Genomic DNA, 22672 nt, shown 5'->3' with positions numbered 1-22672 from the left:
GGTGGTTTCCTCATGGAACCGACGGCCGCACAGCGCGCGACGCTCGCAGCGATCTGCAACACGTTCATACCGGGCGACGAGACCGGACTACCCAGTGCGGCCGACCTCGGCGCGGTGGAAACCATTCTCACGATCCTCGGCCGCAACCCGCGCGAGGCCGACCGCAAGCAGTTCGCCACCCTGCTCGACCTGTGGGACACCCGTGCGTTCGGCGCGCTCACCGGTACCGGTTTCCGGCGGTTCTCCACCCTGTCACAGGTGCGGCGCGAAGCGGCCCTGCTGCGGCTCGCGGATTCCCGGCTCGCCCCGCTCCGCGCGATCTTCCAGGCCCTGAAACAGGCCTCCCTGCTGGCGTACAACGTCACCCCCGGCCCGACCGGCACGAACCCGCTGTGGGAGCGGATCGGCTACCCGGCACCGACCGGCCCCGCACCCGACGCCGCCACACCGGAGCTGAAGCCGCAGCGGTTCACCCGGCCGACCACGCTCGACTGCGATGTGGTCGTCGTCGGATCCGGCGCCGGTGGTGGCACCGCGGCCGCCGTGCTCGCGCGGGCCGGGCTCGACGTGGTCGTGCTCGAGCGCGGAAACTACTACGACGACAAGGACTTCGGCGACGGCGAACTCGCCGCGCTGACCACGCTCTACGCGGCCGGTCCCGCAACCACGGCGGAGGGCCAGCTCACGCTGGTCGCGGGGAGCTGCCTCGGCGGCGGAACCGTCGTCAACTGGAGTACCTCGCTGCCGGTTCCCGACCGTGTGCGCGCGGAATGGGCCGACCTCGGGGTCCCCCAGTTCGCCGGTGACGAGTTCGGCACAGCGCTCGATGTGGTGAGTGAGCGGATCGGCGTCACCCGCGCGAAATCGCCGATCTCGGCCCGCGACGGCATTCTCGAACGCGGCGCGCGAGCGCTCGGCTGGGACGTCGACACCCTGCCGCGCAATGTCGGCGACGCCTGCGACGCGGCGATCGAATGCGGTCGCTGCGGCTACGGCTGCCGCCTCGGCGCCAAGCAGTCGGCGACCAAGACCTGGTTGCGCGACGCCGCCGAGCACGGCGCCCGGCTGGTCGTCGACGCCGACGTCCGCACCGTCACGGTGAAAGCCGGTCGGGCGGAATCGGTATCGGCTCGCACCTCCGACGGCGTCGAGATCACGGTGCGCGCCCGCGCGGTCGTCGTCGCCGCGGGTGCCGTGCAGACGCCCGCGCTGCTGCGCCGATCGGGTCTGCGCAACCCGAACATCGGCCGCCACCTGCGCCTGCATCCCGCCGCCGCCGTGTTCGGGGTGTTCGAGGACGAGATCCGGCCCTGGGAGGGCGCGCTGCAGGCGCGGATCAGCAGGCACCACGCCGACCTCGACGGCAACGGCTTCGGCGTCATCTACGAGACCGGCCCGGTGCACCCGGGCCTGGCCACCGGGTTCATGAACTGGCGCGGCGCACGGCAGCATCGCGACGCCATGCTCGATTTCGCCCGCACCACCTCCATCGGCGTCATCACTCGCGACCGGGACCCGGGGACCGTGACGGTGGACCGCAGCGGCGAACCGGTGGTGAAATACCGGCTCTCCGACTACGACGCCGGACACCTGCACACAGGCATCGTCGGTGCGGCGGCCATGCTCGAAGCCGCGGGCGCGCAACGCATCTACTCCGGCCACCAGGCGGGCATCTCCTTCGCCCCGGGCGCCGACGGCTCGCTCGCACAGTTCGAGGCCGCCTGCGAACGGGCCGGATACGGCCCGGGGCGCTGCTCGATGGGCGCGCTGCACATCATGGGCTCGGCCCGGATGGGCGGCACGGCCGAGCAGTCCGCGACGGATCCGGACGGCGCCACCTGGGACGTCGGCAACATCGTCGTCGCCGACGGCTCCTGCTTCCCCACCGCACCCGGGGTGAACCCGATGGTGACCATCGAGGCGATCGGGTACATGAACGCGACGCGGCTCGCGGCCGAGCTCACCTAGCTGTGCGCCCCCGAGCGCCGACCACATAATCTGGGTCGATGACCGCTGTTGCAGATCGTTCACTCGGACCGGAACTGGCACGCATCGAATCCCTCACCGCGGATACCGATGTGCTGGTGATCGGCTTGACCTCCTCGGAGAACGGACCGGCCATCGCCCCGGCCGACCTGTTCGGCGACGTGCTCACCTCCGAGGTCCGCGCGGAGCTGCTCGACGCACTCGGCGCGGTCGGTGCCAAGGGCAAGCCCGAGGAACTCACCCGGGTGCCCGCGCCCGCGGCGCTGGACAACGTCACCAGCGTGCTCGCCGTGGGTCTCGGCGCGGCCGAGAAGGTCGACGCCGAGCAGGTCCGCCGCAGCGCCGGCGTCGCGGCCCGCGCGCTGTCGGGCACCGAACTCGTCGCCACCACCCTGTCCGGCATCGACCTCGGCGCCGCCGCCGAAGGCTTCTACCTGGGTGCCTACACCTTCTCCGCGTTCAAGTCGGCCAAGAGCGCGCCCAAGCCCGACGAACAGCCGGTGCTCCGCGTCGAACTGCTGGTTCCGGAACCGGAATTCGGGGTGCTGGAACTGCTGCGCGCCCAGCTGGTCGCCGAAGCCGTCGCCACCGCACGCGATTTCGTGAACACCCCGCCGAGTGCGCTGTACCCCGCCGAGTTCGCCGACCGGGCCCGCGTGCTCGCCGAAGCCGCCGGGCTCGAGGTGGAGGTGCTCGACGAGAACGCGTTGGCGGCAGCCGGTTACGGCGGCATCATCGGCGTCGGCCAGGGTTCCTCCCGCCCGCCGCGGCTGGTGCGCATCACCTATGCCGGCGGGCCGAAGAAGGTCGCGCTGGTGGGCAAGGGCATCACATTCGACACCGGCGGTATCTCGATCAAGCCCGCCGCGAACATGGAGAACATGACCTCCGATATGGCCGGTGCGGCGGCGGTCATCGCGACCGTGCTGCTCGCCGCGCGCCTCGGTCTTCCGGTCACCGTCACCGCCACCGTCCCGATGGCCGAGAACATGCCGTCGGCCACCGCGCAGCGCCCCGGCGACGTGCTCACCCAATATGGCGGCACCACCGTCGAAGTCATCAACACCGATGCCGAGGGCAGGCTCATCCTCGCCGACGCCATCGTGCGTGCCATCGAGGACGAACCCGATTACCTCATCGATGTCGCCACCCTCACCGGCGCGCAGATGGTCGCGCTCGGCACCCGCACCCCGGGCGTGATGGGCACCGACGAGTTCCGCGATCGCGTCGCCGAGATCTCGCGGTCGGTCGGCGAGAACGGCTGGGCCATGCCGCTGCCGAGCGAACTGCGCGCCGACCTCAACTCCAAGGTCGCCGACCTGGCCAATGTCACGCCGCACCGGTGGGGCGGCATGCTCGCGGCGGCGCTGTTCCTCAAGGAATTCGTGCCCGAGGGCGTGCAGTGGGCCCACCTGGACGTGGCCGGTCCGGCCTACAACACCGGCGGACCCTTCGGCTATATCGGCAAGGGCGGCACCGGTGTCCCGGTGCGCACGCTCATCGCGGTGATCGAACAGATCGGCGCGGAGTAGTCACTCCTCCAGCTCGGCTTCCCTGGCCCGCCGCTGCTCGATGCGGCGGCGGGCGTCGAAGTCGCGCATCCGCTGGGGATAGCCCGTCTTGGTCACGTCGTACACGGGAACCCGCAAGGTGTCGGCCAGGCGGCGGGCGCCGTGCTCGCCGACGATCCGGCGCGTCCATTCGCCGTCCGCCGCCACCAGGACCGCTGTGACATCGGTCACAGTAGTCTTGGGCTCGACGAACGCCTCCACTCCGTGCCGCGCCCGCGCCCACTGCGCGAGCGCGCGCACCTCCGAGGCGTTCTCACGCGCGACTGACCTGCTCCGGCCCCGCACCCCGCGGAAACGATCCAGCAAACCCACCGGCTCAGCCCTTCTGCTTTCCGACGGAATTCTGCTCACCGCCGTACATTCCATGGTGCCAGCTCCGCACGGATTGCCGCCCAGCGCCACAGACGCGGCGGGCGAGTGCAAGGATGGTTGCCGGAACAAGAACCAACGATTCCCGGGAGTCCCGCCACACGGTCGGGGTGGACACACGCCGCGACCCGCGACGTAATGCCCACTGGGGTCGAAGCACTGTTGTATTACCCGTCGAACAGTCAGAGGAGTCAGAGGACATGGCCTTCTCCGTCCAGATGCCGGCTCTTGGTGAGAGCGTCACCGAGGGAACGGTGACCAGGTGGCTGAAGCAGGAAGGAGACACGGTCGAGGTCGACGAACCGCTGCTCGAAGTCTCCACCGACAAAGTCGACACCGAGATCCCGTCGCCCACCGCCGGTGTGCTGTCGAAGATCGTCGCCCAGGAAGACGATGTCGTCGAGGTCGGCGGTGAGCTGGGCGTGATCAGCGACGCCGGCGAAGCCCCCGCTTCCACCCCCGCGCCCGCCGAGGAATCCGTGGCCGCCGAACCCGAGCCGGAACCCGAGCCCGAGCCCGCCGCGCAGGCACCGGCCCCCGAGCCCGCTGCCGCGCCCGCTCAGGCCGACGCGTCGTCCGGTACCCCCGTGAAGATGCCCGAGCTGGGCGAGTCCGTCACCGAGGGCACCGTCACCCGCTGGCTCAAGGCCGTCGGTGACGAGGTCGCCGTCGACGAGCCGCTGCTCGAGGTCTCCACCGACAAGGTCGACACCGAGATCCCCTCGCCGGTCGCGGGCACGCTGCTCGAGATCTCCGCGCAGGAGGACGACGTCGTCGCCGTCGGCGGTCAGCTCGGTGTGATCGGCAGCGGCAAGCCCGCCGCCGCCCCCGCGCCGGAACCGAAGCCCGAGCCCAAGCCCGAAGCCGCGCCGGCACCGAAGCCCGAGCCGAAGCAGGAAGCGGCACCGGCTCCGAAGCCCGAGCCTGCCCCCGCGCCGAAGCCCGCCGCCAAGCCCGCGCCCGCGCAGGCCGCGTCGGCAGGTAACGGCAGCACCCCGTACGTGACTCCGCTGGTGCGCAAGCTGGCCGAGGAGAACGGCGTCGACCTGTCGAGCCTCACCGGTTCCGGTGTGGGCGGACGCATCCGCAAGCAGGACGTGCTCGCCGCCGCCGAAGCCAAGAAGGCACCGGAGCCCGCGCCCGCCGCCGCCCCGGCACCCGCCGCGGCCCCGGCCAAGCAGACGGCGGCTCCGAAGCTGGCCGGTCTCGTGGGTTCCACGCAGAAGGCGAGCCGCATCCGGCAGATCACCGCGACCAAGACGCGTGAATCGCTGCAGACCACCGCGCAGCTGACCCAGGTCCACGAGGCCGACGTCACCAAGATCGCGCATCTGCGGCAGCTCGCGAAGGCCTCGTTCAAGAACCGCGAGGGCGTCAACCTGACGTACCTGCCGTTCTTCGCCAAGGCCGTCGTCGAGGCCCTCGGTGTGCACCCGAACGTGAACGCCTCCTACAACGAGGACACCAAGGAGATCACCTACCACGCGTCGGTGCACCTGGGTATCGCGGTCGACACCGAGCAGGGTCTGCTCTCGCCGGTCATCCACAACGCCAGCGACCTGTCGCTGGCCGGGCTGGCCCGCGCGATCGCCGACATCGCCAACCGCGCCCGCACCGGTGGGCTGAAGCCCGACGAGCTGTCGGGTGGCACCTTCACCATCACCAACATCGGTTCCGAAGGCGCGCTGTTCGACACCCCGATCCTGGTCCCGCCGCAGGCGGCCATGCTCGGTACCGGCGCGATCGTGAAGCGTCCGGTGGTCGTCACCGACGAGACCGGTGGCGAGTCCATCGGTGTGCGTTCGATGGTGTACCTGCCGCTCACCTACGATCACCGGCTCATCGACGGCGCCGACGCGGGCCGCTTCCTCACCACCATCCGGCATCGGTTGGAAGAGGCGGCGTTCGAGGCCGATCTCGGTCTGTAGCAGGTCATTTCGATGAAGGTGGTCATCGCCGGTTCGTCCGGGCTGATCGGGACGGCGCTCGTCGCGGCTCTGCGCCGCGACGGGCACGAGGTGTCCCGGCTGGTGCGCCGCGCTCCCGCGGCACCGGACGAATTCGCGTGGGATCCCGCGCGCGCCCAGCTCGACGAGCGGGCGTTGCGCGGGGCCGACGCGGTGGTGAATCTGTGCGGCGCGAGTATCGGTGCGCGCCGCTGGAACGGCAGCTACAAGCAATTGCTGCGGGACAGCCGGATCACCCCCACCGATGTCCTCGCCACGGCGGTCGCCGCCGCGGGCGTGCCGACGCTGGTGAACGCCAGTGGCGCGCAGTACTACGGCGGCACGACCGGCGACTCCATCGTCGACGAAACCGCTTCCAGCGGAACGGGTTTCCTCGCGACACTGTGTCGCGACTGGGAAGCGGCCACCGCGCCCGCCACCGATGCGGGAGTGCGCACGGTACTGGTGCGCAGCGCGGTGGTGCTCGCCCGCAACGGCGGCATGCTGAGCATGCTGCACCCGCTGTACTGGCTCGGGCTCGGTGGCCGTTTGGGCAGCGGGCGCCAGTACACGCCGTGGATCTCCCTGGACGACGAGGTGGGCGCGATCGTCTTCGCGCTCACCCAACCCGACCTGTCCGGGCCCATCAACGCCGTCGGCCCGGCTCCGGTCACCAATGCCGAATTCACCCGCGCGCTGGGTCGCGCCCTGCATCGCCCCGCCCCACTCATCGTGCCCGCGTTCGCGTTGCGGGCGGCGGTCGGTGAGCTGGCGGACGAGGCGCTGCTCACCGGTCCACGGGCCATTCCCGCCGCGCTGGAAAAGGCGGGCTACACCTTCCAGCATCCGACCATCGGTGCCGCGCTCGCCGCGACCGTCGGCCGATCATGAAGGCGCCCATGCTGATTCGCGACGCCGACAAAGCCGACCTGCCGACCGTGCTGGAGATCCACAACGCCAACATCGCCGAGTCGACCGCGATCTGGGACACCGATCAGGTGGATCTCGACGACCGGCTCACCTGGTTCGCCGACCGCGCCGCGGCGGGGATGCCGGTGCTGGTCGCCGAGATCGACGGTGAGGTGGCCGGTTACGCGTCCTATGGGCAGTGGCGGCCCAAAACCGGCTACCGGTATTCCGTCGAGAACTCCGTCTATGTCGGTGAGCGTTTCCAGCGTCGCGGCGTTGCCACCGCACTGCTCACCGAATTGATCGCTCGCGCAACCGATTCCGGGCGCGTGCACGCGATGATCGCCGCCATCGAGTCCGGCAACGCCGCATCGATCGTTCTCCACGAACGGTTCGGGTTCCGGGTCGTCGGCGAATTGCCCGAGGTTGGTCATAAATTCGGTCGCTGGATGGATCTCACGCTCATGCAGAGGTTGTTCCCTCTCGAACCGCGCTGACATTCCGCAGCCTTCACCGACGAGCCCGGAACTCCGGCAGGCCCGCAGTCACGAAACGATGCTTGAACGCTTCATCGTCTTTCCGGGGAAGGCTACAGTCGGGTCATGGGCATCGACTGTTCGAGCGTTGTCACAGCACCCCGTGCCGAGGTGTTCCGCTGGTTCGAGCGCCCCGGCGCGTTCACCCGATTGGCGCCGCCGTGGCAGCCGGTGCGGTTGCTCGCGGAATCCTCCGACCTGGCCCGTGGCGCCGCGGTTCTCGGTCTTCCCGGCGGCCTGCGCTGGATCGCCCGGCATGATCCAGAGGCCTACGATCCGCCGGCGTCTTTCGCCGACGAGGTCGCCGTCGACGGCCTTGCCTCGGCGCCCCTCGGCCGTCTGCTGCCGTGGCGGCACACCCACGAGTTCGCCGAGGTCGACCCCGAGCACACCGCGGTGATCGACCGCGTCGACACCCCGATTCCCACCCGACTGCTCCAGCCGATGTTCGACTATCGCTATCGCCAGCTCGCCGGTGATCTCGCGGCTCACCAGCGGGCCGCCGCAACAGGTTTCGCCGCCCGGACTATCGCGGTGACCGGGGCATCCGGGCTGGTCGGCACCGCCTTGTGCGCCTTCCTGTCCACGGGTGGGCACCGGGTGATCCGCCTGGTCCGCCGACCGACCAACGATCCCGCCGAACTCCACTGGAATCCCGATGATCCCGCACCGGACCTGTTGCAGGGCGTCGACGCTGTCGTCCACTTGGCGGGCGCCGGAATCGCAGGCCGCTTCACCGACGAACACCGCCACGCGATCGCCGACAGCCGCATCGGCCCCACCCGCGCCCTCGCCGAAACCGCCGCCCGCTGCGGTGTCCCCACCTTCGTCTGCGCCTCCGCCATCGGCTACTACGGCTACGACCGCGGCGACGAGGTCCTCACCGAGAACTCCACGCGCGGAGACGGTTTCCTCGCCGACGTGGTCGCTGCCTGGGAGGCGGCAACCGAACCCGCCGCACACGCGGGCGTCCGCGTGGTCCGCGTCCGCACCGGCATCGTCCAATCCCCCGCAGGCGGCACCCTGCGCCTGCTGCGCCCCCTCTTCACCGCCGGCCTCGGCGGCCGCATCGGCCCCGGAACCCAGTGGCAGTCCTGGATCGGCATCGACGACCTCCTCGACATCTACCACCGCGCACTCTGGGACACCGCACTCGTCGGTCCGGTCAACGCGGTCGCCCCGAACCCCGTCCGCAATACCGACTACACCCACACCCTGGCCCACGTCCTCCACCGCCCCGCCCTGCTACCCGTCCCCTCCTTCGGCCCCGCCCTACTCCTCGGCCGCCAGGGTGCCCGCGAACTCGCCGAAGCCGGTCAACGAGTCGCCCCCACCCGCCTCACCGCCTCCGCCCACCCGTTCCGCACCCCTGACCTCGAACAAACCCTGCGTCACTTGCTCGGCCGCTGACCCGGACCAGCCGTGCGGGCGCGCGGCCGCAGCAGGGATGCCGCTGAGCGATTACGCGCGTCGGGAGCTGATCGCGCTGGCGCGACGCAGCACGGTCGATGACGCGTTGCTCGAATTCCGTGAAGCCATGGAATGGGACCCGGGCCTGGTCATCGACATGGAGGCAGCGGCCGCGTCTGTCCGTTATGCGCGTGGTCTGTAGATGGCCGACCGGCGTCACTGTCGTTGATTCGCAGCGGCTTCGGTGTCGGCGAGTCGAGAGGAGTCGGTGCCGAGCAGGGCGACCGCTTCGGCCAGTCCGCCGACGCGCTGTACCTCGGTGGGCAGCAGCACCTCCTGCCAGCCCGGTCCGCCGACGAAGACCTGCGCCCCGGCGGCCAGGCCGGCGACCACCGCTGAGGTCAACGCGGTGGATTCTCGTTGTGACCAGAGCAGGACCGAGGTCGGTCCGCTCGGCCGTGCGTCGGCGAGGGCGACGGTCGGCACATCGGCGCCGAGCATGCGGGCGCCTACCCCCTGCTCCGCCAGGGCGGCGCGCAGCACTTCGAGAGGGAGCGAATGGGTTTCGCCACCCGTGCAGGCCAGCAGGATGGTGTGGTCGGTGCGGGTATGCGGGGTATGAGTGCGCTGCATGACCGATGTGATGCACCACGACAGCAGGTGTTCGACGTCGATACAGCCCTCGCCGCTGCTCTGACGCGCCACGACATCGGCGAAGGCGGGTCTGCACAATCCGTCCCAGATTTCCACGATGCCGACCGCGCGGACGTGCGCCTCGAGCAGTGCGATCACCCGGCCCGAGTCGAGAGCGAAGGCCGCATCGAGCAGCGGCAACCGATCGCCGGGCAGCACAGCGATGCCGCGCACGGTGGCGGCGGCACCGGCCGGGCTCGCGCCGTCACGAATCAGCGCGAGCATGCGTTCGAGCGCGGCGATGTCGGCCTCGGTGTAGAGGCGGTGCTTGCCCGGGCGATCCTGTGCGGGACCGATGTCGTAGCGCCGATTCCAGCTACGCAGGGTGGCAGTCGGAATCCCGAGCCGGTCCGCCACGGCGCGCACCGTGTAACCGGCCGCATCGGAGACAGGGGCTGAACCGGCGGACATCGCTCCATTCTTGCCGATAACCCGTTCATCCCGCCTTACCGACGTGGTTCGGGGCCTCCGTGCGGACCCGTCACTCACAAAACGCGCGCTCTCCGCTGCCCGCAGGACTCTCGCACAAGCCCAGAATCAGCATCGCCGGGGTCGATACGGCCGAAGTGGTCCGGCCGTCGACGCACCCTCTCCGCTCGATGAATCATTTGTGCATCGTTTCTTGGTACGCTATTGCTACCGACAATTTCGAGGAGCCTTTGTGCGTATCGCCCTAACATCCGCGTTCCGCCGTTCGGCGGCGACCGCCCTCGTCGCCCTTGCGATCACCGCCGTATCCTCGGCCACAGCAGCCGCGGCGCCCCCGGCTCCCGTTCCGTCCCTCGATCTGGACCGGTACCTCGGCGCCTGGCACCAGCTGGCCGCCGTACCCCAGCCGTTCAACCTCGCATGCGCGCGCGACACCACCGCCACCTACTCGCTCGACGAGCGAGGCGATGTCGCCGTGCACAACCGCTGCCACACCTGGTCGGGCGGCATCGACGAGATCCGTGGCACCGCCACCGTCACCGACCCCGCCACAAACGCCCAGCTGAACGTCTCCTTCCCCGGCGTACCCGGTCAGGACGGAGAAACCAACTACATCGTCACCGCGCTCGGCCCGGAGTACTCGTGGGCGCTGGTCACTTCGCCGAGCCGCCTGTCCGGTTTCGTCCTGTCCCGCACACCCACCCTCGACGCCGCCGCATGGGACGACATCCACACCGCGATCGAAACGGCAGGCCAGAACACCTGCCTGTACCTGACCACGCCGACCACCGGCGGGCGCGCCGACATCGCCCCGCTGTGCGCCCGATGACCGTCTCGATCGCCCTGTTCACGCGCGACCTGCGCCTGGCCGACAACCCCGTCCTCGACGCCGCCCGCCGGTCCGCCGACACGGTCGTGCCGCTGTTCGTCGTCGACGACGCCATCGTCCCCGACCGTTGCCCGCCCAACCGGGCGGCCTTCCTCGCGAGCGCCCTGACCGAACTCGACGCGGGCTTGCGCGGCATCGGCGGGCGTCTCGTCGTGCGTCGTGGTCACGTCGCTACCGAGGTCGCGCGGGTGGTCGCGGAAACCGGGGCGGAGTCGGTACACGTCGCCCAGGACGTCAGTGCCTTCGCCGCCCGACGTGAGAACGCTCTGCGCGCAGCACTGTCGACCGATGCTCACTCACCGCGAGCCACGCGCGTCGTGACGACTGCCAGACATCCGGACTGCACCGTTCACCCCCACTCGGCCGTGATCACCGCCGTCGACCCATCGGCCCTGGCGCCGGCCACCGGCCGCGACTACTACGCCGTGTTCACCCCGTACTTCCGCCGCTGGGTAGACACCCATCGACGCCGTCCACTGGCCAGCCCCCGCGCGCTCGCCGTACCCGACATCCCCAGTGCGGCAATACCTTCCGCCGCCGAGCTGTCGCCCGGACAACCATCCCCGAACTGCCCGACCGGCGGCGAGATCACCGGCCGCGCACTCCTGAGCAAGTGGCTGGCGGGCCCGATCGACGACTACGCCGACCGCAACGACGACCTCGCCGCCGATGCCACCTCGCATCTGTCGCCGTACCTGCACTTCGGCTGCCTGTCCCCGGTCGAGGTCGTGCACCGCACCGACCTGTCCACCGACGGCGGTCATGCCTTCGCCCGCCAGCTCGCATGGCGCGACTTCCACCATCAGCTGCTCGCCGCCCGCCCCGACACCGCGTCCACCAGCCTGCGCCCCGGCCCGTTCCCGGTGCGCCGAGATCCCCAGGCTGTCACCGCGTGGAAGGAGGGCCGCACCGGTTACCCGATCATCGATGCGGCGATGCGTCAGCTCGTCACCGACGGCTGGATGCCCGGCCGCGCCCGCCTCATCACCGCGTCGTTCTTCACGAAGACCCTGCGCCTGGACTGGCGGATCGGCGCCGCCCATTTCCTGCACTGGCTCGTCGACGCCGATCTGGCCAACAACCAGCTCAACTGGCAGTGGGCCGCGGGCACCGGAACCGACACACGCCCCAACCGTGTCCTCAATCCCCTCCGCCAGGCCGACCGTCACGACCCCGAGGGCACCTACGTCCGCCGCCACCTCCCCGAACTCGCCCACCTGCCGGGCGGCGCCATCCACCGGCCGTGGCGCGCGGACCTGCCCGGCTCCGACTATCCCGCCCCGCTGGTCGACGTCCCCGGCATGTGACCCCGCGTCCTCTCGGCAACCGTGCGACACGGCGGCCCGACCATCCGTTGGCGTCGTCGGTCGCCGGGCGTAACGTCAGGATCGTGAACGACACGCGCCCCTCCGCGTCCGCCCGATTCGATACGACCCCGATCGTGGTCGAGGATCTCGGACTCATCGACTACCACGCCGCCTGGGAGCTGCAACGGCAGATCGCCGACGAACGCGCCGCAGGCGAGGGCACCGACCGGCTGCTACTGCTGGAGCACCCGTCGGTCTACACCGCGGGCCGCCGCACCGAGGCCGACGATCTGCCCATCGACGGCAGCCCGGTGGTGCAGGTCGACCGGGGCGGCAAGATCACCTGGCACGGACCGGGGCAGCTCGTCGGCTACCCGATCATCCGGCTGGCCGAACCGGTCGATGTGGTGCAATACGTGCGTCGTCTCGAAGAAGCACTGATCGACGTGATCTCGGGTCTCGGTATCACCTGCGGCCGGGTCGAGGGCCGATCGGGAGTGTGGTTGCCCGCCACCGACTACTTCGCCGAACGCAAGATCGCCGCGATCGGGGTGCGCGTGCAACGCGGTGTCGCCCTGCACGGCATCTCGCTCAACTGCAACTCCGCACTCGACGGTTTCCAGGCCATCGTGCCCTGCGGCATCAAGGACGCGGGTGTCACCACCCTGACCCGCGAGCTGGGCCGCGAGGTCACCGTCGCCGAGATCAAGCCGCTCGTCGCCACCGCGATCGTTGCCGCGCTCGACGGAGAAATTCCCGTCCGCCCGCATGACATCGATCGCACCACCGGCCCCGCGCCCGAGCGGGCCCCGAGCGTAGAGTCGGTGCAGTGAGCTCCGTAGACGCCTCTGCCCCCGCCGGACGCAAGCTGCTGCGCATCGAGGCGCGCAACGCGGAAACGCCGATCGAACGCAAACCCAAGTGGATTCGCACCCGCGCCACCATGGGCCCCGAGTACAGCGAGCTCAAGGGCCTGGTGAAACGCGAAGGCCTGCATACCGTCTGCGAGGAAGCGGGCTGCCCCAACATCTTCGAATGCTGGGAAGACCGTGAGGCCACCTTCCTCATCGGCGGCGAACAGTGCACCCGCCGCTGCGACTTCTGCCAGATCGACACCGGCAAGCCCGCCGCCCTCGACCGCGACGAACCCCGCCGCGTCGCCGAAAGCGTGCAGGCCATGGGTCTGCGCTACTCCACCATCACCGGTGTGGCCCGCGACGACCTCGACGACGGCGGCGCCTGGCTCTACGCCGAAACCGTGCGCGCCATCAAGGCCCTCAACCCCGGCACCGGTGTCGAGCTGCTCATCCCCGACTTCAACGCCGACCCCGACCAGCTCGCCGAGGTGTTCTCCACCCGCCCCGAGGTGCTCGCCCACAACTTGGAAACGGTGCCGCGCATCTTCAAGCGCATCCGCCCCGCCTTCCGCTACGAGCGCTCCCTCGCCGTGATCACCGCGGCCCGCGAGGCAGGCCTGGTCACCAAGTCCAACCTCATCCTCGGCATGGGCGAAACCCCCGAAGAGGTCACCGAAGCGATGCGCGACCTGCACGAAGCCGGCTGCGACATCCTCACCATCACCCAGTACCTTCGCCCGTCGCCGCGCCACCACCCCGTGGACCGCTGGGTGAAGCCCGAGGAATTCGTCGAACACTCCAAGGTCGCCGAACAACTCGGCTTCGCAGGCGTGATGGCAGGCCCCCTCGTCCGCTCCTCCTACCGAGCCGGCCGCCTCTACGCCCAGGCCATGACCCATCACGGCCGCGAGATCCCCGAAGCCATGGCCCACCTGGCCCAGGAAGGCACCGCCTCCCAGGAAGCCAGCTCGGTCCTGGCCCGCTACGGCAGCTGACCTAGACTAAGGGTCCCCTCATCCCCCGGAAGGACCCATGTCGAAGTTCGAGAACGTCTCCGTCAGCAAGAAGGCCAATGTCTACTTCGACGGCAAATGTGTCAGCTACAGCCTCGAGCTGCCCGACGGCACCTCGAAGTCGGTGGGTGTCATCCAGCCGTCCAGCCTGACCTTCACCACCAGCGCCCCGGAGATCATGGAACTGGTCGCGGGCGAGGCGAAGGTCACCCTGGCCGGCGACTCCACCCCGATCACCTACCGCGCGGGCGAGTCGTTCATAGTCCCCGGCGACAGCTCGTTCGACATCGAGGTCGTCGACACCATGCACTACATCTGCCACTACGGCTGATCCCCCGGGGTGCCGTCACCACCGACGGCACCCCATCAGTTGTAGTCGAAATACCACCCGGGCCCGCGCTCGTAGTTGCCCTCATGGCAACCGCGCGTGATGAAATTCGCCGACCCGAGCATCACCTTGTCGAGTTCGCTCTGACACACGCGCTCATTGCCGTACGGACCGAAATGCAGCGTCGTCTTGCTCGGCGATTCCGACGGCAGCGCACCGGGGTTCGCGGACGTACCCGATGACGGCACGCTCGTGGTGGCCTGAACGGTGGTAGTCGCGACCGTCGTCGGTGCCGCAGTCGAAGCCTGCACCGTCACCGTCGACACCGGCCCCGTTCCACCCTCCCTGGAATCCGTCGAACACTGCGCCACCCCGACGAGCACCGTAGCCACCACCCCGAGCACTCCCGCCACGCTGCCCACAATCGTCCACAGGTGTGTCTGCCCACCGCCGGTCGGCTGCAGCTCACTCGACAAGGCAACTCCCCCTACGCATTCGGCCTATCGTCTGAAGAAGCAACCTAATTCAGATCCCGGCGCGGCGCAGAGTTCTCACCGAGGACCCGGCGAATCGACCGATGTCAGAAGCTTTTGTGCGGTACGCCGACGGTGAGTCCGCCGTCGACCACGAACTCCGCGCCCGTCGAATACGAGGACTCGTCGGAGGCCAGGAAGGCGACCAGCGCCGACACCTCGTCGGGCTGGGCCGCGCGAGCCAGCGGAATCTGCAGGAAGTCGGCCGGGATTCCCTCGGTCATCGGGGTGCTGATGAGTCCGGGATGAACCGAGTTGACGCGGATCCCCTGCGACGCCAGTTCCAGCGCCGCCGACTTGGTGAGCCCACGGACAGCGAACTTCGTCGCCGTGTACCCGTGCAGCCCAGGACTTCCCCGCATCCCCTCCACCGAGGAGATGTTGACGATCGACCCACCGCTGGTCATGGCGGGGACCGCCGCCTGCATCCCGAGGAAGGTGCCGGTGAGGTTGATGTCGATGATGCGCTGCCATTCCTCGAGCGCGAAGTCGACGAGCAGGTTGCCGTTGACGATCCCGGCGTTGTTCACCAGCACATGCAGCCCGCCGAACTCCTCGACCGCCGTGCGAACCGCCGCCTGCCACTGCTCGGGCTCGCGGACATCGAGGTGCTGATACCGCACCCCGAGTTCGCTTGCGAGAGCGGCACCTTCGTCGTCGAGCACGTCGCCGATCACCACCGCCGCGCCCTCGTCGACGAATCGGCGCGCGTGCGCGGCACCCATGCCCCGCGCACCGCCGCTGATCACCGCGACCTTGCCTGTCAACCGTCCCATGCCACGAATCCTTCTGCCGGCCCCTGCCGTTTACACCGTACGAGCGCAGGGGCGATTCGGGGCTATTTCACGAGGAACTCATCCTTGTACAGCCGGTTCGGCCGGGGGGCCGTCGCTTCGCTGAGCTCGACCTGGTAGTCGCTCTGGCGCACCGTCTTCGGCCGATAGCTGCCGCCGAAGGTCACCATCACCGACCCGCCGACCCCGTTCACGCCTCGCTCGGAGGTCGCTTCACGGCCCGCGTTGAACACCGTCGCCACGTCGCGTCCGTCGTTACCGACCGCGATGGTCCCGTCGTGAAAGAACTGTACGAATGTCCCGTTGTCTGCTGCCACGGTTGCGGCGACCGTGTGTCCGAGTTCGGGTGTCAGGGCGAATTCGGCATCGCAGGTCTGGCGCCGGTCCCCCGGCCCTGGCACGTCGAGTGTGCGCCCGATCCCGAGCAGTACCGTCTCGCCCAACGCGTTGTGCCGTTCGCGACCCATTTCGGACCAGAGATGAGTGGTCGACCAGACCTTCACACGCCCGTCGTCGAAAAGCGACACCCGGTCGTCGGTGCCGTTGCTGAACAAGAATTTCGCGCTGTTGGGGGCCATCCATCGATCATGGTCGATTCAGCACGCCCGTGTCGCCCGGTTCGGCCGATACGGCACGATTCCACGGCGATGGAATTCCGCGAAACCGCTGGTAGCAACCGATTTCAGCAGGAAATATTCGTGGCGCCCGAAGATTCGAACGAGATGTGCACGTGGTCATAGTGATTCTGGGTGGGGCTGCCACGGTCTTCCATGAACGACCAACCGCCGCCGTCGTTGTAGCGCTGCTTCCAGATCACGTAGGTGACGCCGAAGCGCTCTTTGTTGGCCAGCACGAATTCGGCGATCGCGTCGCCGACGCCGCCGCTGGTCATCACGTCGAGCGCGAGCCCGGCACCGTGGTCACCGTCGTAGCGGCCGTGTGCCCCGCCGATATCGCTGATGCCGAACATCTTCTGCAGCAGGTGGCTCACCTGCGCCACGTGCGGCCGCACGCCCTTCCACTCGGTGTCACACGGGGTGGTGGCATGCATCATCGACAGCGTCGCCGACTCGTCGAGGGCGGAAACCGGCGCAGGCTCGGGTTCCACGAACGCGGCCGCGGCGGCGATCGGATCGGGTTCGACTGTCGAGGTTGTCTGCGGTTCGACCGCGGCAGCCTCCTGGACCGCGGTCCCCGGCCGGATCGTCATCCACAGCATGGCCGGGACTGTCGCAGCGACACTCCACACGGCAAGCTGAGCGCGCCCACGCGGCGGCGCCGGTTTGCGATGTTGACCACGCACGATGTCGATCACCAGCTACTCGTAGAGGACAAGGTCACCGCTACATTACGAAATGGTCGCGGAAATGTCACGCCGCACGTATGACGTGCGGTCGGAAAAGCATCCCGCATGCCGGACGATCGCGCAACCAGCACGCTGTGATCTCGATCGGAGGACTTTGTCGGCACCTCACCGTTGCGTCGGTTTCGTGCCGCAACGAAGTCAGAAGACCGGGCCGATCCCCGCCCAGCCTTGCCGACAGCCCGGGTCCGCATCAGCTCGACCCGCACCCTCTGCGCCCTGCGCAACAGGCTTTTCACCCCGCTGGAGCCATCCGCCTCTTCCAGCCATGGTCGATCGAATTCCGAACTGCGGGAATCCTTTTCGAATCCTCACAAATGCCGATCTGTTCCGACCCCCAGTATCGTCACCCGCACCGACATCCGTACCGCATCGAATGGAGACGGCCTGTGCCGGACGCCCTGCACCAGCTCACGACCACGCTCGGCACCCCACCCCCACCCGAGTTCGCCACCCTCACACCCGACGAGCTCGCCACCCTGAACACCTATGTCCAGGCCGCCCTCGACCAGCGCAAAGCCGCCCTCGACGACGCACTCGACTCCGGTATGCGCCTCATCCCCCGCCTGGCCCGCCCCGCCGTGAAGAAGGTGCTCGGACTATGACCGCGTCCCACCACACCGCCGCCGAGATCGCCCGCCTGTCCGCCGCACTCGGCCGCCCCGCCGCCGACCTCGAATTCCTCGCCGCGCTCCCCCCGTCCGCCCTGCGCGCCTTCCGCGAACAGATCAGTGACCAGGTCTCGGCCCGCGAGGCCCGGCGCATGCAAAAGACTGCGGCCGCAGCGAAATTGGTGCCGCCGACCCTCGCCGCCAAGATCACCGAAGCCGCGTTCGGTCCGGTCCTGGCCGCCGCCATCGCCGGTTCCGTCGACCCGGCCCGCGCCGTAGCCATCGCCAGCGCCCTGTCGCCCGCATTCCTCGCCGATGTCGCCGTCACGCTCGACCCCCGCCGCGCCGCCGAGGTGATCGCCGAGATCCCCGACCGCATGGCCGCCGACGTCGCCCGCGAATTACTCAGCCGCCGTGACTATCTCACCATGGGCCGCCTGGCCACCTCGGTCCCCGACGACGTCCTGCGCGTAGCCCTGCCCCACGCCGCCGACATCGACCTCCTGCACGTCGGCTACCACCTCGAAGACCCCAGCGCCGCCGACCGCCTCCTGTCGCTCATCACCGACCGCCTCCCCGGCCTCATCCACGCCACCAACGCCGAAGGCCACTGGCCCGAGGCCATCGCCCTGCTCGACACCCTCGGCCCCACCCAACGCTCCCACCTGGCCGACGAAGTCGCCGCCCAGGACGTCGAAATCCTCGACGGCCTCCTCGCCGCCGTCACCGCCCTGGATGCCTGGGACACCCTGCTCCCTGTCGCCGCGGGAATGAAGACCGCCGGGCTGCGACGACTGGCCACCCGGCCACTGATGCAAGACCCCACCATCCTCACGAAGATCGCCGACCTGGCCCTCACCCACAACCTCTGGCTAGACCTCCTCCCCCTCGCCGAACACCTCGCCCCCACGCAACTCCAGCCCGTCGCCGCCCGGATCTCCACCGAACCCGACGACGTCCTCACCACCCTCATCGAACAGGCCCGCGACCACTGGGAAACCCTCTTCCCCGTAGCCCTCGCCCTCGAGCCCGAGGCCCGCCAACGCTTCGCGTCTCTTGCTGTCGTGCATCGCCCCGACACCCTCACCACCGCCGTCGCGACCGCCGCGACCCACAACCTGTGGCCCGAAGCCCTTCCGCTGCTCGACATCCTCCCCGAATCCACCCACGACACTCTCGCCGCAGCGATCAGCGACCTTCCCGACGACAGCTTCGTCGCCGCGATGGCCGCCGCCCCGGCCGCCGACTGCACCACAACCTTGGTGAAGATCGCCCTGCGTCAAGACGTCGCGTCCCGCTCACGGTCCCTCACCCTCCTCGACCAGTTCGATGACATCGAGGCCCTCGTGTACACGTTCACCTCGACGGACTCTTCGGTATGGAAAGGCTTGTGCAAGATACGAACCGAGCTTCCGGATCGGTTGCGGCAGCTGCTCGCGGTGCAGGCGAAAGAATGCGGGCAGAACGAGTTCGCCGACCTCCTGTCGGGCGAGTAATAGACGCGCCGAATATGCTGAACGAGGCCGAGCAGCCACCTGTGCGCCGGTCAGGAGGGGTTCGTGGGGGACACGGAAACAGCAGTGAGCACGGGGCCGTCCCAGTCGTTGCCGACCTTGACGCGCGACCTAGGACGCACGGCACGGTACAAAGCGCTGGCGGGAGCTGTCGGTGCCGGATTCCTGACCGGCGGAACTGCTCTCGGCCTCTTCAGCCGATTCGGCACAGCGCCGGTCGCGGTGAGGGACACGTATGCGCAAGCCGGTCACGTCGCAGGAGCCGCCGCCGCGGCCGGCGGACTGGTACTGGCCATCGTCGTCGCGGCATGGTTCGCCGGCCGCTCACGACAGGCCGACTTGTGGAGCACTTATCACCGATGGGAACTCGGCACCACCGCAACCGTCGCACTGGTACTCGTCTTCCTCGGCGCGATGTCCTGGAACGAGCATCTACCGAGCAGCTACACCACCCTGCGAACCGAGATGCCGTATTTCGAGCAACTCCCCACCTCGGTCGGCGCGCTCGCACTGGTCGCCATCGGCTCGATCCTGGTACTGCCGCTCGCTTTTCACATGGGTGTAGCAAGAACACTTCGCCGGGGCACCGTGACGGCGGCCGTGGCGATGGGGCTGGCGATCGCCGCTGCGGTGAGCGTGGTCGCCGTGCGTGCCGGCGACGACAGGCTCAACGTCGACCACCGCACCGCCGCCCCCGCCCCGGTGCCGGCAGCAGCCGACAGACTCGGCACCGAAGCATTTCGACTGCAGCTTCCGCCACTGAACAACCGGCCCGAGGCGACCGGACGTGAAGTCATCGCGGCGGGCACCGGTTTCCTCGTCATCGGCGTCGACGGCCTCCGCGCCTTCGACGGCGCGACCGGCGAACCACGCTGGCACTATCTGCGCAGGCCCCAATCCGGCACCCGCACAATGACATACGACCGCGGACCGGCCATCACGGCCGCCGACGGTGCCATCGTCACGACCCGCTGGACGGGTCGAAGCGGCACCCGACGCATCACTTTCGACGCCGTCACGGGCCAGATCCTGTGGACCTCGGACGACCACACGGATTTCACCTCGGACGACCACGACCGCCCAGCGCGCCTCCTCGAGGCCCCCGCGTCGGACACCTTGATCGTGGAAACCGACACCGCTGTCAAGGGATACGACGCCCGCACCGCAGCCCGCCGATGGGTGACACCCGTAGCCGAATCCGGCTGCCGCGCCACCGACGTCGGTACCCGCGTCACCGCCGATGCCGTCTATCGAGTGCTCCGCTGCGGCGGCTCGACATGGCGCGTTATCGCGATCGATACCACAACGGGAGGTGTGATCGGCTACCGCGACTACCCAGCCTCGCCCTCGAACAAGCCCACATTGACGCTGCTACAGAACATGACGCTCATCGACTTCTGGACTCCCGACAACCCCGCATACATGCTCGTCGAAAAACCGGACCAGCTCGCCACCACCCCACTCCGGACCTCGGGTTCACCCTTCGCCGCAGCCACCGACGGATCGGACCTTCTCGTCGGGCTCTTCGACCCGGCGGCCCGCCAGAGCCATGTCGACCTGACCACCTACGACGGCACCTCACGCACCCGAGTCCCCGAGATGTCGCCGAGTAGCCCGAACAGCGGTGCTGTCCACGTACTCGCCGAGGAGATCATCGCGCTGGAATACAACACCTCACTGCGGCTTTCGCGCTGGCCCCGCCGAAACCCGGCTTTCCCCACCGCCGTCCCCATCGATGCCACCTGCCGCCCCAAAGCGACTCAGCCGACACTCCTCCCTGTCCCCGCATCGATCCTGGTCGTTTGCCAGAACAACGAGGAAATCGGCGACGCCACCCTCGACATCATCGGCTACCGCTGAACCCTCACCCGCCGATCGGTAGCGCCTCACTCTCTGCCGATGGACGAGTCAACGCCTTTGTGCCCCAGCAAATATCGCCTGGCAATCCAACCGCCCCCAGCTAAAATCGGTCATCCAGGAGTCATTCTCCGGGGGATACACCGAAGTAGGGGTAGGGAATGAAAACCACGCTCATCGTCGCCATCGCAGCACTGTCCGCCATCACACTCACCGGCTGCTCGTCGGATGCCGACGTGGTCTCGGAGAACCTGTCCAAGGAATCCGACCAGTTCAAGATCAACCGCCGCGTGGTCTTCTTCAACGGAATCACCGACAAGTACCTGCTCTCGGTAGAGGGCAAGTGCTCCATCAAGGACGAGAACAACCAGCTCGAGGTCACCTGCAAAACCGGCGACGACGAATACAAGAAGCACTTCCTCGGCCTGTCCGACAACGTCAGCTATTTCGTGGAACAGCTCGAGCCCGCCGAGGTAGACCGCTACCACTACAAAGTCATCTTCAAGCCCGAGGTCATCCTCCCCGACGTCGACCGCCCCTGACCCAGTGACCATCACCAACGGCAGACTGCCGATCTCCCCGTCGAGATCGGCAGTCTGCCGCGATATCTGCTTCCCGCCGAGCTGTCGGACCGAAGCGTCGATGAAGTCATGGCGCTGTCAACAACTGCAGGAACTCGGCGTTGATAAACACTCTGTCACGCCCGATCTTCACGTCCCGCAGCATCCCAGCGCCGGCCAGCCCACTCAGCCAGCCGGTGGCCGTGGGACGCGATACATCGCACCTTTCCATCACCGTCGCAATCCGGCAGTACGGCTGCTCGAACAGGACAGCCTGAAACTCGGAATGTGATCCCCCCTTGCACACCGTCCGAGCCCGCTGTGCGAAATCTTCCTGCAGCAGACGGATTTTATTGATCTTGGCAACAGTGGCTTCGGAAGTCTGCGCCACTCCCGCCAGGACATACAGCAACCACGACTCCCATGCCGACTCGGCGGTCACCGCTCGCAGCCGACGGTAGTACTGGTGCTTGGTGTCGATGATGTAGCGCGACAGGTACAGCACCGGCAGACGTAGCAAACCGGCTTTCACGAGCATCAGCACGTTGAGAATGCGACCAGTCCGCCCGTTACCGTCCGCGAACGGGTGGATCGCCTCGAACTGATAGTGAGCGGCGGCCATCACGATCAACGGGTCGACGCCATCTTCCGAATGGACGAAGCGTTCCCACTCCGCGAGCTTGCCCGCGATGACATCCGGGCCTTCCGGCGGGCTGTACACAACCTCATTGGTCGTCGGGTTCCCGATCCGTGTGCCAGGCAGGTCCCGCAACCGCATCTGGCGACCTTTGATCGTGCTGCACACCTCGATCGCGGTCGACGTAGTGAGACCCCGCTCGACTGTGTGCTCATAGCCGATTCGCAACGCATGCCGATATCTCAGGGTCTCCCGCGTTGCCGCATCCGCATGGGCGTCATCGTCCACATGCCGGAACAGCGCGTCCGTCGTAGTGACGATGTTCTCGATCGCCGAGCTGGCCTGAGCTTCCAGCAACGGAATCGTGTTGATCAGCACCGTAGGGTTGGGCATCGCGAGCGCAGCCTGGTCCAACTGGGCAAGCGCCCTGTTCGCCCAGATCGCAGCTTTGAGCACGTCACGCGTCTCGAGCTGCTCGCCGGACGGAACAGGCGGAAGATCGTTGTAGGGGATCTCGGGCTGCCACTTGTTCACTGTCTAAACATGCCACACCAGCACAG

The 22672-nt window shown here is 68.4% G+C and carries 23 protein-coding genes; 16 read left to right on the top strand and 7 right to left on the bottom strand.

Annotation, left to right across the window (positions count from 1 at the left end; translation table 11 throughout):
• Positions 1-12 precede the first annotated feature (12 nt).
• Both ACWEVR_RS22565 and ACWEVR_RS22560 read left to right on the top strand, forming a co-directional pair.
• Positions 13-1968, top strand: coding sequence for a GMC family oxidoreductase N-terminal domain-containing protein (locus tag ACWEVR_RS22565; protein ID WP_452468604.1), 1956 nt, complete (start codon positions 13-15; stop codon positions 1966-1968).
• Between the two features lie 38 nt (positions 1969-2006).
• The gene (locus ACWEVR_RS22560) at positions 2007-3518 is read left to right on the top strand and encodes a leucyl aminopeptidase (protein WP_452468603.1); all 1512 of its coding nucleotides are present in this window, start codon (positions 2007-2009) and stop codon (positions 3516-3518) included.
• On the opposite strand, the gene ACWEVR_RS22555 is transcribed toward ACWEVR_RS22560, so the two are convergent.
• Positions 3519-3869 carry an oxidoreductase gene (locus ACWEVR_RS22555; protein ID WP_225282203.1) on the bottom strand — a complete coding sequence of 117 codons (351 nt, stop codon included), beginning with the start codon at positions 3867-3869 and terminating at the stop codon, positions 3519-3521.
• Between the two features lie 257 nt (positions 3870-4126).
• On the opposite strand from ACWEVR_RS22555, the gene sucB reads away from it, so the two are divergent.
• From sucB to ACWEVR_RS22530, 5 genes are all read left to right on the top strand, one after another.
• Complete coding sequence (gene sucB, locus ACWEVR_RS22550) at positions 4127-5854, top strand: 2-oxoglutarate dehydrogenase, E2 component, dihydrolipoamide succinyltransferase (RefSeq protein ID WP_452468602.1); 1728 nt, start codon at positions 4127-4129, stop codon at positions 5852-5854.
• A 12-nt stretch (positions 5855-5866) separates the two neighbouring features.
• On the top strand, positions 5867-6763 hold the full coding sequence (locus ACWEVR_RS22545) for a TIGR01777 family oxidoreductase (RefSeq protein ID WP_452468601.1): 897 nt from the start codon (positions 5867-5869) through the stop codon (positions 6761-6763).
• Between the two features lie 8 nt (positions 6764-6771).
• Positions 6772-7278: an N-acetyltransferase family protein gene (locus tag ACWEVR_RS22540; protein ID WP_452468600.1), complete on the top strand. Its 507-nt coding sequence runs from the start codon at positions 6772-6774 to the stop codon at positions 7276-7278.
• A 105-nt stretch (positions 7279-7383) separates the two neighbouring features.
• Positions 7384-8727, top strand: coding sequence for a TIGR01777 family oxidoreductase (locus tag ACWEVR_RS22535; protein ID WP_452468599.1), 1344 nt, complete (start codon positions 7384-7386; stop codon positions 8725-8727).
• A gap of 37 nt (positions 8728-8764) precedes the next feature.
• Positions 8765-8929, top strand: a complete 165-nt coding sequence (locus tag ACWEVR_RS22530; RefSeq protein WP_452468598.1) for a hypothetical protein — start codon at positions 8765-8767, stop codon at positions 8927-8929.
• A 14-nt stretch (positions 8930-8943) separates the two neighbouring features.
• On the opposite strand, the gene ACWEVR_RS22525 is transcribed toward ACWEVR_RS22530, so the two are convergent.
• Positions 8944-9831 (bottom strand): MerR family transcriptional regulator, encoded by an 888-nt coding sequence (locus tag ACWEVR_RS22525; protein WP_452468597.1) that lies wholly within the window; start codon positions 9829-9831, stop codon positions 8944-8946.
• Positions 9832-10081: 250 nt separating this feature from the next.
• Between ACWEVR_RS22525 and ACWEVR_RS22520 the strand changes: the two genes are divergently transcribed.
• The 5 genes from ACWEVR_RS22520 (at position 10082) to ppnP (ending at position 14246) form a co-directional block, all read left to right on the top strand.
• Entirely contained in the window at positions 10082-10678 is a 597-nt protein-coding gene (locus tag ACWEVR_RS22520; protein ID WP_452468596.1) for a lipocalin family protein, read from the top strand.
• Positions 10675-12045 carry a cryptochrome/photolyase family protein gene (locus tag ACWEVR_RS22515; RefSeq protein WP_452468595.1) on the top strand — a complete coding sequence of 457 codons (1371 nt, stop codon included), beginning with the start codon at positions 10675-10677 and terminating at the stop codon, positions 12043-12045. Before ACWEVR_RS22520 ends, ACWEVR_RS22515 begins: the two co-directional genes overlap by 4 nt.
• An 83-nt stretch (positions 12046-12128) precedes the next feature.
• Positions 12129-12878, top strand: coding sequence for a lipoyl(octanoyl) transferase LipB (gene lipB, locus ACWEVR_RS22510; protein ID WP_067643319.1), 750 nt, complete (start codon positions 12129-12131; stop codon positions 12876-12878).
• A complete protein-coding gene (gene lipA, locus ACWEVR_RS22505) occupies positions 12875-13897 on the top strand; it encodes a lipoyl synthase (RefSeq protein ID WP_067496062.1) in 1023 nt (340 codons plus the stop codon). Before lipB ends, lipA begins: the two co-directional genes overlap by 4 nt.
• Before the next feature lie 37 nt (positions 13898-13934).
• Positions 13935-14246, top strand: coding sequence for a pyrimidine/purine nucleoside phosphorylase (ppnP, locus tag ACWEVR_RS22500; RefSeq protein ID WP_452468594.1), 312 nt, complete (start codon positions 13935-13937; stop codon positions 14244-14246).
• A 35-nt stretch (positions 14247-14281) separates the two neighbouring features.
• On the opposite strand, the gene ACWEVR_RS22495 is transcribed toward ppnP, so the two are convergent.
• The 4 genes from ACWEVR_RS22495 to ACWEVR_RS22480 all read right to left on the bottom strand — a co-directional run bounded on the left by ACWEVR_RS22495 (position 14282) and on the right by ACWEVR_RS22480 (position 16789).
• Positions 14282-14719, bottom strand: coding sequence for a hypothetical protein (locus ACWEVR_RS22495; protein ID WP_452468593.1), 438 nt, complete (start codon positions 14717-14719; stop codon positions 14282-14284).
• 104 nt (positions 14720-14823) lie between these two features.
• A complete protein-coding gene (locus ACWEVR_RS22490) occupies positions 14824-15552 on the bottom strand; it encodes an SDR family oxidoreductase (protein ID WP_452468592.1) in 729 nt (242 codons plus the stop codon).
• 62 nt (positions 15553-15614) lie between these two features.
• Entirely contained in the window at positions 15615-16148 is a 534-nt protein-coding gene (locus ACWEVR_RS22485) for a hypothetical protein (protein WP_067643090.1), read from the bottom strand.
• 104 nt (positions 16149-16252) lie between these two features.
• Positions 16253-16789 carry a hypothetical protein gene (locus tag ACWEVR_RS22480; RefSeq protein WP_452468591.1) on the bottom strand — a complete coding sequence of 179 codons (537 nt, stop codon included), beginning with the start codon at positions 16787-16789 and terminating at the stop codon, positions 16253-16255.
• 533 nt (positions 16790-17322) lie between these two features.
• On the opposite strand from ACWEVR_RS22480, the gene ACWEVR_RS22475 reads away from it, so the two are divergent.
• The 4 genes from ACWEVR_RS22475 to ACWEVR_RS22460 all read left to right on the top strand — a co-directional run bounded on the left by ACWEVR_RS22475 (position 17323) and on the right by ACWEVR_RS22460 (position 21457).
• On the top strand, positions 17323-17538 hold the full coding sequence (locus ACWEVR_RS22475) for a hypothetical protein (protein WP_067496080.1): 216 nt from the start codon (positions 17323-17325) through the stop codon (positions 17536-17538).
• Positions 17535-19040 carry a hypothetical protein gene (locus tag ACWEVR_RS22470; protein WP_452468590.1) on the top strand — a complete coding sequence of 502 codons (1506 nt, stop codon included), beginning with the start codon at positions 17535-17537 and terminating at the stop codon, positions 19038-19040. Before ACWEVR_RS22475 ends, ACWEVR_RS22470 begins: the two co-directional genes overlap by 4 nt.
• 63 nt (positions 19041-19103) lie before the next feature.
• The gene (locus ACWEVR_RS22465) at positions 19104-20918 is read left to right on the top strand and encodes a hypothetical protein (protein ID WP_452468589.1); all 1815 of its coding nucleotides are present in this window, start codon (positions 19104-19106) and stop codon (positions 20916-20918) included.
• 158 nt (positions 20919-21076) lie between these two features.
• Positions 21077-21457: a beta-sandwich lipoprotein gene (locus ACWEVR_RS22460; protein WP_067496090.1), complete on the top strand. Its 381-nt coding sequence runs from the start codon at positions 21077-21079 to the stop codon at positions 21455-21457.
• A 106-nt stretch (positions 21458-21563) separates the two neighbouring features.
• On the opposite strand, the gene ACWEVR_RS22455 is transcribed toward ACWEVR_RS22460, so the two are convergent.
• Complete coding sequence (locus ACWEVR_RS22455; protein ID WP_452468588.1) at positions 21564-22646, bottom strand: Fic family protein; 1083 nt, start codon at positions 22644-22646, stop codon at positions 21564-21566.
• Positions 22647-22672 lie beyond the last annotated feature (26 nt).

The sequence above is a fragment of the Nocardia sp. NPDC003979 genome (assembly GCF_053605015.1).
Note: the sequence above shows the minus strand (reverse complement) of the source record. Positions and strands in the feature narration are given on the sequence as shown.

Excerpts from the sequence above, each read along its gene's own strand:
- ACWEVR_RS22530 (WP_452468598.1), top strand. The coding sequence starts at position 8,765 with ATGCCGCTGAGCGATTACGCGCGTCGGGAGCTGATCGCGCTGGCGCGA.
- ACWEVR_RS22535 (WP_452468599.1), top strand. The coding sequence starts at position 7,384 with ATGGGCATCGACTGTTCGAGCGTTGTCACAGCACCCCGTGCCGAGGTG.
- ACWEVR_RS22525 (WP_452468597.1), bottom strand. The coding sequence starts at position 9,831 with ATGTCCGCCGGTTCAGCCCCTGTCTCCGATGCGGCCGGTTACACGGTG.
- ACWEVR_RS22540 (WP_452468600.1), top strand. The coding sequence starts at position 6,772 with ATGCTGATTCGCGACGCCGACAAAGCCGACCTGCCGACCGTGCTGGAG.
- ACWEVR_RS22480 (WP_452468591.1), bottom strand. The coding sequence starts at position 16,789 with ATGCTGTGGATGACGATCCGGCCGGGGACCGCGGTCCAGGAGGCTGCC.
- ACWEVR_RS22485 (WP_067643090.1), bottom strand. The coding sequence starts at position 16,148 with ATGGCCCCCAACAGCGCGAAATTCTTGTTCAGCAACGGCACCGACGAC.
- ACWEVR_RS22565 (WP_452468604.1), top strand. The coding sequence starts at position 13 with ATGGAACCGACGGCCGCACAGCGCGCGACGCTCGCAGCGATCTGCAAC.
- ACWEVR_RS22460 (WP_067496090.1), top strand. The coding sequence starts at position 21,077 with ATGAAAACCACGCTCATCGTCGCCATCGCAGCACTGTCCGCCATCACA.
- sucB (WP_452468602.1), top strand. The coding sequence starts at position 4,127 with ATGGCCTTCTCCGTCCAGATGCCGGCTCTTGGTGAGAGCGTCACCGAG.
- ACWEVR_RS22515 (WP_452468595.1), top strand. The coding sequence starts at position 10,675 with ATGACCGTCTCGATCGCCCTGTTCACGCGCGACCTGCGCCTGGCCGAC.
- ppnP (WP_452468594.1), top strand. The coding sequence starts at position 13,935 with ATGTCGAAGTTCGAGAACGTCTCCGTCAGCAAGAAGGCCAATGTCTAC.
- ACWEVR_RS22490 (WP_452468592.1), bottom strand. The coding sequence starts at position 15,552 with ATGGGACGGTTGACAGGCAAGGTCGCGGTGATCAGCGGCGGTGCGCGG.
- ACWEVR_RS22560 (WP_452468603.1), top strand. The coding sequence starts at position 2,007 with ATGACCGCTGTTGCAGATCGTTCACTCGGACCGGAACTGGCACGCATC.
- ACWEVR_RS22470 (WP_452468590.1), top strand. The coding sequence starts at position 17,535 with ATGACCGCGTCCCACCACACCGCCGCCGAGATCGCCCGCCTGTCCGCC.
- ACWEVR_RS22545 (WP_452468601.1), top strand. The coding sequence starts at position 5,867 with ATGAAGGTGGTCATCGCCGGTTCGTCCGGGCTGATCGGGACGGCGCTC.